Origin of the sequence: Alteromonas lipotrueae (assembly GCF_019249215.1) — a bacterium.
Lineage (GTDB): Bacteria > Pseudomonadota > Gammaproteobacteria > Enterobacterales > Alteromonadaceae > Alteromonas > Alteromonas lipotrueae.
The window spans coordinates 76,701-86,811 of the sequence record NZ_JAESDI010000017.1; the positions used below are offsets into that span (position 1 = coordinate 76,701).

Here is a 10,111-nt window from a genome sequence, read left to right on the forward strand (position 1 = left end):
CGTCGACCGAAAAGTGGCAGCAACCTAAACACCGCCACTTCACACGCTTGCCCAACAAACAATCACAAGCGCTAAATCCACCATAATCCAGATTTTCATTATTAGCACTGTTTTTCTGCGAAATAATTTTTGTTCTTCGTTCATTACCCTCAAATAGCCGTCCTCCAACCACATTTCACTCACCAAGATTAAAACGCACAAATGGGCTAGTATTAATGACTTATTAATACACAATGCGTACAATACCGCCCCCGCAAAAAAGGTTGGTGATTTATGAGTTCAGGAAATCCGTTTTCCATTGGTCAGCGTTGGTTAAGTAATACTGAAACCGAATTAGGTTTAGGCGCTGTTATTAGTGTTGATTTTCGCTCAGTTGAGTTATTTTTCCCTGCCACGGGAGAAGCGCGAATGTATACAAAGCAAGACGCACCACTGACCCGTTTGGTATTCGATATTGGCGAAACCGTGAAAAGCCAAGACGGCTGGCAAATGACCATCTCTGAAATTGAAGAAAGTCAGGGCGTTTGCATTTATTTCGGCATTCGCGAAGACACCAAAGCACAAGTTCGTCTTTCTGAAACCTTACTTGATCACCACATTCGATTAAACCAACCTGAAAGGCGATTATTCAGTGAACAACTCGACCACCCTAAGTGGTTCGACTTGCGCCTAAACGCACTAAATCATCAATATGACTATTTACGCTCTAGCACACTTGGTTTAGCCGGCGCACGTATTTCCCTTATTCCCCACCAGCTACACATTGCCTCTGAAGTGGGTAGCCGTCATGCTCCGCGTGTTTTACTTGCCGATGAAGTTGGCTTAGGTAAAACCATTGAAGCTGCGCTTATTATCCATCAGCAGCTTCGTACCGGTCGTGCGCAGCGAGTGCTAATTTTAGTGCCAGATTCATTGGTGCATCAGTGGCTGGTTGAAATGCTACGCCGAATTAACCTGCCTTTCGCAATTTTTGATGAAAGCCGATGCGAAGCCTTAGATGATGACGGTGAAACTAACCCCTTTGATAACGACCAGTTAGTGCTATGTAGCATCGATTTTTTGAGTCAGAGCGAAAAGCGTCAACAACAGATTCAAGCGGCATCGTGGGATTTAATGGTGGTTGATGAAGCCCATCACCTTGCGTGGTCTGCCGATGCGCCCTCTGCTGAGTACACTTGCGTAGAAGCGTTAGCCAATGAAACGCCAGGGGTATTGCTGCTTACTGCAACCCCAGACCAACTCGGCCATGAAAGCCACTTTGCTCGTTTGCGTTTACTCGACCCAGCTCGTTTTCATAGCTACGAAGCCTTTTTAAATGAAGAGTCGCGTTACAGTCAGCTTGCAGACGCCGTAGCCCCTTTACTTTCAGACACCACGCCGGACGAAAAACAACGCACCAAGCTAATCGACTTCGCCCCGGATGTGATGGAAAATGCCGGTGATTTAGCACAACCTGAAGCACGCAGAGAGCTGGTTCATCAGCTTATCGATTGCCACGGTACGGGCAGAATGCTGTTTAGAAACCGCAGAGCCAATATTGAAGGCTTCCCTGACCGCGTATTACTTGGCTACCAACTTGAACTACCCGAGGTATATGAAAGTGCGGTAACCGGCGGTGATTTAACCCATGCGTTATACCCTGAACGTATGCCAAGCGTGGTAAATAGCTGGATGGATGAAGATCCTCGCGTAGGCTGGTTGCTCGATTTCATGCAATCGGTTAAACCAGAAAAAATCTTACTTATTTGTGCCAGTGCGCGCACCGCACAAGAACTCGGTGAAGTCATTCGCACCCAAACCGGTGTACGTCATAGCGTATTCCACGAAGGCATGACCATTGTTGAGCGCGACAAAGCCGCTCACTATTTTTCTGATGAAGAAGACGGCGCGCAAATCTTATTGTGTAGTGAAATTGGCAGTGAAGGTCGTAACTTCCAGTTTGCCCATCACTTGGTGTTGTTCGATTTACCCGTTACACCAGATTTACTGGAGCAACGAATTGGTCGCTTAGATCGTATTGGTCAAACTCAAACCGTTGAAATTCATGTGCCTTATTTAAAAAACACGGCTCAGCATGTGTTGGTGGATTGGTATCATGAAGGGCTGAATGCGTTTGAGAAAACCTGCCCGACAGGCTCAGGCGTGTTTGACGACGTAAAAACCTTGTTGATTGGCGCGTGTTTGCACCCACACGACCTTCATACTCGCGACGAACTGATTAACTTAAGTACCACATTAAATAGCCAGCTAGTGGCACAGCTAGAAGCCGGTCGTGACCGTTTGTTAGAGCTTAATGCGTCTGGTGAAGGCCGTGTTGAACAGTTACTTGAAGACATCATATTGCTTGATAACTCGCAAGATTTATCCCGCTTTATGGGCCGACTGTTTGATGCTATTGGTGTTCAGCAAGAAGAAAAAGGCAGCGATTGCTTTATTCTAATGCCAACCGAATCTATGGTTAGCCAATTACCAGGGCTCGACCCTGAAGGCATGACGGTAACCTATAAACGCCGCGTGGCGACCACCTTAGAAAATGTACAGTTTTTAAGTTGGGATCATCCTCTTGTACATACCGCTATCGATTTAGTGCTTAGTGATGTGCACGGTAAGAGCAGCATTGGCTTTATTGCCGACCCTGACCTTCCCAAAGGCGCTTACTGGTTAGAGGCCCTATTTGTATTAGATGCTAACGCTCCTAAAGCACTTCAGCTTGGCCGTTTCTTACCGCAAACGCCACTGCGTATTTGTTTAGATGCGCAAGGCAATCAAGTAGATTTAACCTTTGATGTAAAACGTAAGGTAAACCGAAAAATTTCGCATCAGCTTATAAAAGCACTGCATCAACCGCTTACCTTAGCCATTGAGAACAGTAGAAAGCTGGCGCATCAACAAGCGAATCAAAAGCTACACGATGCACTGCAAAACATGCACAAAACCCTAAACAGTGAAATTCAGCGTTTAGTCGATTTGCAAAAGCGTAACCCATCAGTGCGTGACAGTGAAATTGAGTTTATTGAAAACCAAATGAATGCGTTAGACAAAGTAATACAAGGCGCTGACGTACAGTTTGATGCATTACGTTTAGTGGTGAACAACCCTTAATGGCTAATCCTGCATTTGTTTACAACCCGCCGCAACAGCCTTATTTAACTATTCTCTACCAAGATGATGACATCTTGGTAGCGAATAAGCCCAGTGGCTTGTTAAGCGTGCCAGGTAAAGCAGAAGAACATAGAGACTCGCTCATAAGCAGAGTAAATACCGTGTTCCCTACGGCCACTGTGGTGCATAGGCTTGATATGGCAACATCGGGCATTATGGTGATGGCGCTAAACAAAGAAAGCCATCGGCGTATTTCAAAGCAATTTGAATTACGCCAAACCAAGAAGCGCTATTTCGCTCGTGTTTTTGGCAAGGTTAAAAGCAACCAAGGGGAAGTGAACTTACCCCTTATTTGTGATTGGCCTAATCGCCCAAAGCAAATGGTGGATTATGAGCGAGGGAAAAAAGCCCTGACCCATTATGAAGTGGTTGATGTAACACCTAACGAATCACACGAAACGGTTAATTCAAAAATGGGGGAAAGCCCTGTTACTAGCCAGGCTCTTAGCCCCATAGAGGACGAGAAAAGCGAGACCCTCATTGCCTTATACCCCGTTACAGGGCGCTCTCACCAACTTCGAGTCCATATGCTTGAGTTAGGCCATCCTATCTTAGGTGATAGGCTTTATGCTCATGAAGAAGCACTAGGTATGGCTGAACGATTACAACTGCATGCAGAAAGCTTGAGCTTTGCGCATCCTGTATCTGAAAACTGGCTAACGTTTCAAACGCCTATTCCATTTACTGCTTATGCGCACTACTCTCCCGCCCCTCTGTCTCTTGATTGAGGCTTTGGGGCCGCTTGGTACCAACCTGTTTCACCCGCATTCATAAATGCGGTCAATTAATAGGCGCTAAAAATACTCTTGGTTCGAACTGAAGTTTTCACAGGTTTAGCCGATAATATGACTGTTGAATGCTTTATTGGTACGCCATGTTACGTTTATCTCGTTTTCTCCTGGTGGGTTGCAGCTTATTTTCTTTTTTGCTGTGTTCTGTGCCTTATGCAAAAGGGCAAAGCTTGTATGAGGATATTACCCACGCTTTTTTACCCGATGACATTACCTATGTAATGGCTGGGGAAATCCGCGTGCCTATTTTTGAGAGCCCCTCAGCATTACCTATTTCACGCGGCGCCGCCATTATTTTAGCTGATGCCTCGCCTAGCGGTCTTTCCATAGGGGATGCACGTCACTTAGCCAGTTTACTTAATGCCAAAGGGTGGCATGCGGTGGTTAGCCCAGTTTCCTTCACATTAGAAGCAGACCCTGACCTTCCCGTCGATGAAGCCATTCACCCGAAATCTGACAGTCGACTTCAGCGACAGAGTTACGTGTCGTCCAGCCAACACTTGACTATATTAATCAATGCACTTAATACTCACCTTGAAAGTCATCAAGGCTTTAGAATGAACATTGCCTACGGTATGCAAGCAGCACAGTTGCTGGATTTAGGATCTAAAGGCATGATTCCATCACCAGACTCCTTGGTCGCCATCGCCCCCTTTTGGCCCAACGCCGATATAAACCGCGGTGTACCTGAATTTATTGCCGGAACAGAATTTCCAGTGCTGGACCTATCAATTAACGACACCAACACATGGGCGTCGCAAACAGAAGCGAAACGAAAGCAACTTGCCACCACCTCCCTCAAACTTCACTACAGACAACAGTCATTCCACACGCAAAATTCAACCTTTGGTCTAATAGACAATGAGAATAGTGCTAAAATTCAGTTGATTGCTGGCAGTATTCTTGGATGGACTCAACATTTAGGCTGGTAATTAGAATCTAAACCAACTAGTCTAATTTATATCTTAAAACAGTATCCTACCTCTTTTGCCTTGGGCTTCACGAGGTATCACTGGGTGTTCTGAACTATAATTCATTTTAATCTTTATTAACGGCGGCTGTGTGTCTATGACTGTTCAAACATTCGTAAACAAAAAGGCCAAGCAGCTGTGTTTTTATCTGAGGTCATTTTGGCAAGGAGAGCTTCCGGTCGAGGAAATCGAACTATTCTTTTGGGATAGTATGGAAGAGTGGGGCCAGATAGAGTACACATTTACCCAACCTTACACGTATAAGGAAAGGGTTTTTTGGCATTTGCTCCATCAAGTCCACTTTTGGCAAGAAGATAAGTTACGTTCAGATAAATATCTCGTCGATGAGTTAATGAACTGTATATTGTTCTTAGAAGGTAAAGGGCACTGCCCCATCGACTGTGTAGGTATCCGCCCCTAGCGGCGTTCTTTATTCGTTAATTTATCAGTGATTCAACCCTTTATTGCTCGTTTTCATTGAAACTCAAGCGTGATCATGGCTCAATACGAATGGATCACGCTTTGGCCATGGAACGCATTTGTTAGACTCTCTGAAAACTTATTACGACCGACGTTACCTCAGTATTTTTCTATTTGGCATTACCAGTGGTTTTCCATGGATTATGATTGGCTCAGTGCTATCGGCCTGGCTAAAAGATGAAGGCCTATCTCGGTCAGCCATTGGCTTGTTTGGTGCTATCTTTGCGGTCTATTCATTCAATTTTCTTTGGTCTCCTTTAATTGACCGCGTAAAACCTCGAATTCTTGGTCAGCGTCGAGGCTGGATTTTCATCATGCAAGGCGGCATAGCCCTGTGTTGTGCGTTAATGACACAATTATCAGCCAATAGTCACTTGTTTTATTTGGCAGTGGTGGGTTTACTCATCGCCATTTTTTCTTCTACTCAAGATATTGCGATAGATGGCTATCGAATTGATGTTATTGAAGAAAATGACAATGATGGTTTATCTGCTGCATCTTCCGTTGCCACCGCAGGATGGTGGACGGGCTATGGTGGACTTGGCGCCATTCCGTTTTTTATTGCGGACAATAGCAGCTGGTACTGGCCTGACATTTACGGTTTACTCGCCCTTTTCATGCTTGTGCTTATGGTTACCACGGTGTTTGCCAAAGAGCCAGACATAGATCGGGACCTATTGCGTAGCAAAGCGGTAGGGAGCCCAGCACAAAGCAATACAGGCGCAACGTCTTCTAAAATAGCGCTTTGGTTTAAAGAAACCTTAGTGGCCCCTTTTTCCGAGTTTTTCACACGCAATGGCGTAAAACTCGCTTTGTCGTTTTTACTGTTTATATTCTTGTTTAAAATTGGGGAAGCCTTCTTAGGAAGAATGAGTATCGTTTTTTACAAAGAAATTGGTTTTTCCAATAGCGATATCGGCACTTACTCAAAGCTGCTCAACTGGTGGGTAACCATTATCTTTTCTCTGATAGGTGGGTTGGTCAATATTCGCTATGGTATTTACAAAGGCCTAATGACTGCCGGCATTGCTATGGCGGCTTCCAACCTTATGTTCTCACTTATTGCCACTACAGGGCCTGACGTTACGCTTCTGGCCGCTGCGGTCATTATCGACGGTTTTACGGCTGCTTGGAGCACCGTGGCCATGGTCGCTTTTATTTCCCTTTTGTGTAATCGCGCCTTCAGTGCCACGCAATATGCCCTTATGGCATCGTTGAGCGTAGCGGGAAGAACCTTGGTGGCCTCTAGTAGTGGATTTGTAGTTGATTTCCTTGATGGTAACTGGAGCCAGTTCTTTGTTATTACTGCACTTATGGTTATACCTAGCTTGCTGTTCCTACACAATATTCGGCATAAAATTACACATTTGGAGAAATCTAAAACTTCTGAGTAATAACGTTGCAATAACTCATTTCCCATCTAAAGTTAAACCATTGTGCATATAAGCAATGATGAGGAGATGGATTCGTAAGATGATGACCTAAACGAGTCTTACAATAAGCTTTCACTTAATTGCAATATAGCCTATTAAGACGTAATAGCGGCCTTAGAGAAGTCCAGTAAAAGCCAATAAATGGGTATAAGAAGACCAAGAGTAAGCGTAGTAGCATGGAGTCGCTATGAGCAAGAATGAAGTACCGTTCAACGAAGCAAAGCATTGGAATCTATACATCGCTACAGGGTTCGCTGTAGTTATATTGTGTTTTTTTGCCTATCTATATCACTTTTTACACACCCATTACACGTTGTCGCAATCGCTAAATGCGAGCAATTCACTGCATCATGCACTCATTGAAATAGAAAGACGCATTGAGACACTTACTGCTCCACAACCTTCAGATGAAATAGCCGCTATCCAGAGGGAATTAATGCCCCTTGCCGTTGAAGCAAAGTACCATTTTCAACATGCTTTTTTAATCGACGATGCACATTTCGATGACTTTACTACGCAAGCGCTAAGCCTAGAAACCTTTATCAGGGAGCAACAAAGAAGCACGTCGCTTACCCTTTCCGAACAGGTTAAAGTCACCCTTAATTTACTACGCACCATTGTTGATTTACCCCCTAATGAAGTCGCGAACTATCTATCCCGCCCGCTTAGGCTTTCGCCACTCATCAAAGATATTCGGCTAGAAGAACAAATCACCTTAAATCGGCTAAGTCACAGTGCTCAGAATCTGAAGGTCAGCCTGTTCGTAACTACCGCCATGTTGGCACTTTCTCTTATGGCGCTGTGGTTATTTGTGTCCTCAAAAATTAACCGAAATAGAACTCCCTTGCCTAAGAGCGAAGCGCGTGTTTCTTCGAAACATCGAGAAGCCGAAGCCTTACTTGAGAATGAAAAGCGCGATTTTCTAAACTTAATGAGCCACGAGTTTAGAGGGCCAATTAGTGCCATTATTACTGCGCTAGAACTTATTCCTAACATGAAACAGCAGCAAGGAAAGCTTATTCAACAAGCTGAGCAATCATGCTATCGGCTATTGAATTTAACAAACAACTTACTCGATATCTTGTCGATTGGCAGCGAACAAGATAAACACATCGATCGTGTTGACCTCATCAGCTTGCTCGACGAATGCATCGCCCCTTACTCCGTTCAGGTCAGAGGTAAAAAAGTCGAATTCACGATGCATTGCAATCATAGCGTGCCGCGTTTTATCGAAGGAGATGCCACTAACTTATCTAAAGTCATCCGTAACACGTTAGACAATGCCGTTAAGTTTACACCCAATGGCATTATCCACGTAGATATCACAACCCGGATTAAAAACAAAAAAGTATTTTTGGTCATAAAAGTTAAAGACTCAGGACTAGGCATTGCAGATGACATAAAGCCTAAAATTTTTGAGCGCTTTTTCCGTGGGGAACAGCCGCTAGATCACAGGTTCCCGGGTGCTGGCATTGGGCTCACCATCGTACAAAAAAGCATTGTTCAACTCGGTGGCAGCCTTTCGTTTACTAGCCAAGAGGGCATTGGCACTGAATTTGTTGCTAATATTCCTATTACGCCTTTGCCAGATAACGCCCCCCCACAACCTAATACCAGCAATGCACGCTTCGCCATTGTTGATGATTTAGAAATTTCTCGACTGCATATTCAAAACATTATTACGAGCGAAGGATTTTCCGCGCGTTGTTTTGCTTCAGGTTCAGACCTACTAAGCCTGCATGATGAGTTACTTCAATACACCGCCATTTTCGCCGACCTTTACATGCCGGGTATCGATGGCCTAGAGCTTACTCGAACTCTTCATGCTATTTACGGAAAACGTACGCCACCTATTGTGGTGTTATCGGCTACACCGGATATTGCCAACGTTATTGCAAACAGTCAGCTTGAAGTATGGCAATCTTTTGTTAAGCCTGTAGATAAGAACCGTATTGTGGATACCCTTCACCACTTAGCGAAGCCTAACAAATCCGCCTATCAGCCAGTCAATCATGCCAAAATACTGGTGGTAGAAGATGAGCCGATAAACGCACAAATGCTGGAAAACATGCTGATATGCATGGGACACTCACCTAAGACAGTAAGCAATGGTAACGACGCCATCATTCTGGCCCGTGAAGAGTCTTACGACGCTATTTTGTTAGATATTAACTTGCCTGATATAAGCGGTTTAGAGGTGGCAAAGATTATCAAAGAGAAAAAGCCGAATATCCCCATTGTTGCTATTACGTCTAACGCACATAAAGACGATAGAAAGGCCTCTGAGCTTGCTGGTATTCGCTACCATTTGGTCAAGCCTGTTACCTTTCAAGAGTTGAAAAATACCTTAGGATTAACCCTGCTGAAATTATAAAGAGTAGACGCAGGGTTGTTGCGATAAACTTAGTACCAACTTAGCGTGAAGCGACCGGAAATGACGACGTAAATAGTAGCGTTAAACTTCAGCTAGCGGGCTAATACAGTATTTGTTTCGCCCACTTTCTTTAGCTTCGTAAAGCGCCTGATCGGCTTTTTCAAGCCAAGCCATGGAGCTTTTACTGTGAGGGTCGAACTCAGCTAAACCTAAACTCACCGTAAAAGTAATCTCTTCACCATCATGCTCTACCACCATACGCTCAGTTAAACGACGAATACGCTCAGCCACTATGACGGCTTTTTCAACTGAGGAATCAGTAAGAATAACGGCAAATTCTTCGCCGCCATAACGGCCCGCTAAATCAGTTTCCCTGACACAGCGCTTAATAAGGGCGGAAAGCATTTGAATAACTTTATCCCCTGCTTGATGACCATAAGTATCGTTCACTTTTTTAAAGTGATCGATATCTAACATCATAGCGGTGCTCGCCTTATCTTGGCGCTTTGCTAACTTATAAGATTGCTCCAAACGTTCCTGCCAGTATCGACGGTTGAATAACCCAGTTAAGCCATCAATTCGACTGGCTGTTTTTAACTCTTCATTCAGTCTTTCCATACCAATTTTGCTAAGCGCTTGGTCTGTTACGTCATAAACTACGATACAGAACTTCTCCACTTCACCGGATTCAGAAACTAAGGGAAACATAGTCACATTCTGATACATGTAACTGGCTTGGCAAGTAATAGGTCTATTACCGCCAAATTTAAATAAGTATTGGCGCTGTTCCCAAATAATGAATACGGGGCTTTTCAGATTAAAAACAGGGCCTGATTTAAGCCTTAACCATTTTTCATCAATCTCAGAAAAATGCCTAAACAACGAGGAGCCTTTAATATC

7 protein-coding genes are annotated in these 10,111 nt (G+C 44.2%); 6 read left to right on the forward strand and 1 reads right to left on the reverse strand.

Annotated features, from left to right (window positions below; genetic code table 11):
* Positions 1 to 273 precede the first annotated feature (273 nt).
* From rapA to JKP82_RS18040, 6 genes are all read left to right on the forward strand, one after another.
* Positions 274 to 3,102, forward strand: a complete 2,829-nt coding sequence (gene rapA / locus JKP82_RS18015; protein WP_218398110.1) for an RNA polymerase-associated protein RapA — start codon at positions 274 to 276, stop codon at positions 3,100 to 3,102.
* Complete coding sequence (locus JKP82_RS18020; protein ID WP_218398112.1) at positions 3,102 to 3,890, forward strand: pseudouridine synthase; 789 nt, start codon at positions 3,102 to 3,104, stop codon at positions 3,888 to 3,890. Before rapA ends, JKP82_RS18020 begins: the two co-directional genes overlap by 1 nt.
* A 146-nt stretch (positions 3,891 to 4,036) precedes the next feature.
* Complete coding sequence (locus JKP82_RS18025) at positions 4,037 to 4,885, forward strand: alpha/beta hydrolase family protein (RefSeq protein ID WP_218398114.1); 849 nt, start codon at positions 4,037 to 4,039, stop codon at positions 4,883 to 4,885.
* A 136-nt stretch (positions 4,886 to 5,021) separates the two neighbouring features.
* Positions 5,022 to 5,345, forward strand: coding sequence for a hypothetical protein (locus JKP82_RS18030; protein WP_159528586.1), 324 nt, complete (start codon positions 5,022 to 5,024; stop codon positions 5,343 to 5,345).
* Between the two features lie 118 nt (positions 5,346 to 5,463).
* On the forward strand, positions 5,464 to 6,798 hold the full coding sequence (locus JKP82_RS18035; protein WP_218398116.1) for an AmpG family muropeptide MFS transporter: 1,335 nt from the start codon (positions 5,464 to 5,466) through the stop codon (positions 6,796 to 6,798).
* 226 nt (positions 6,799 to 7,024) lie between these two features.
* Positions 7,025 to 9,211: a response regulator gene (locus tag JKP82_RS18040; protein ID WP_218398118.1), complete on the forward strand. Its 2,187-nt coding sequence runs from the start codon at positions 7,025 to 7,027 to the stop codon at positions 9,209 to 9,211.
* Positions 9,212 to 9,292: 81 nt separating this feature from the next.
* Here JKP82_RS18040 and JKP82_RS18045 read toward each other — a convergent pair.
* A partial coding sequence (locus JKP82_RS18045; RefSeq protein ID WP_218398120.1) for a GGDEF domain-containing protein occupies positions 9,293 to 10,111 on the reverse strand: 819 nt, incomplete at its 5' end.

What these genes read in the sequence shown, in the direction of transcription:
- JKP82_RS18020 (WP_218398112.1), top strand. Translation starts at nt 3,102, where the DNA reads ATGGCTAATCCTGCATTTGTTTACAACCCGCCGCAACAGCCTTATTTA.
- JKP82_RS18040 (WP_218398118.1), top strand. Translation starts at nt 7,025, where the DNA reads ATGAGCAAGAATGAAGTACCGTTCAACGAAGCAAAGCATTGGAATCTA.
- JKP82_RS18030 (WP_159528586.1), top strand. Translation starts at nt 5,022, where the DNA reads ATGACTGTTCAAACATTCGTAAACAAAAAGGCCAAGCAGCTGTGTTTT.
- JKP82_RS18025 (WP_218398114.1), top strand. Translation starts at nt 4,037, where the DNA reads ATGTTACGTTTATCTCGTTTTCTCCTGGTGGGTTGCAGCTTATTTTCT.
- rapA (WP_218398110.1), top strand. Translation starts at nt 274, where the DNA reads ATGAGTTCAGGAAATCCGTTTTCCATTGGTCAGCGTTGGTTAAGTAAT.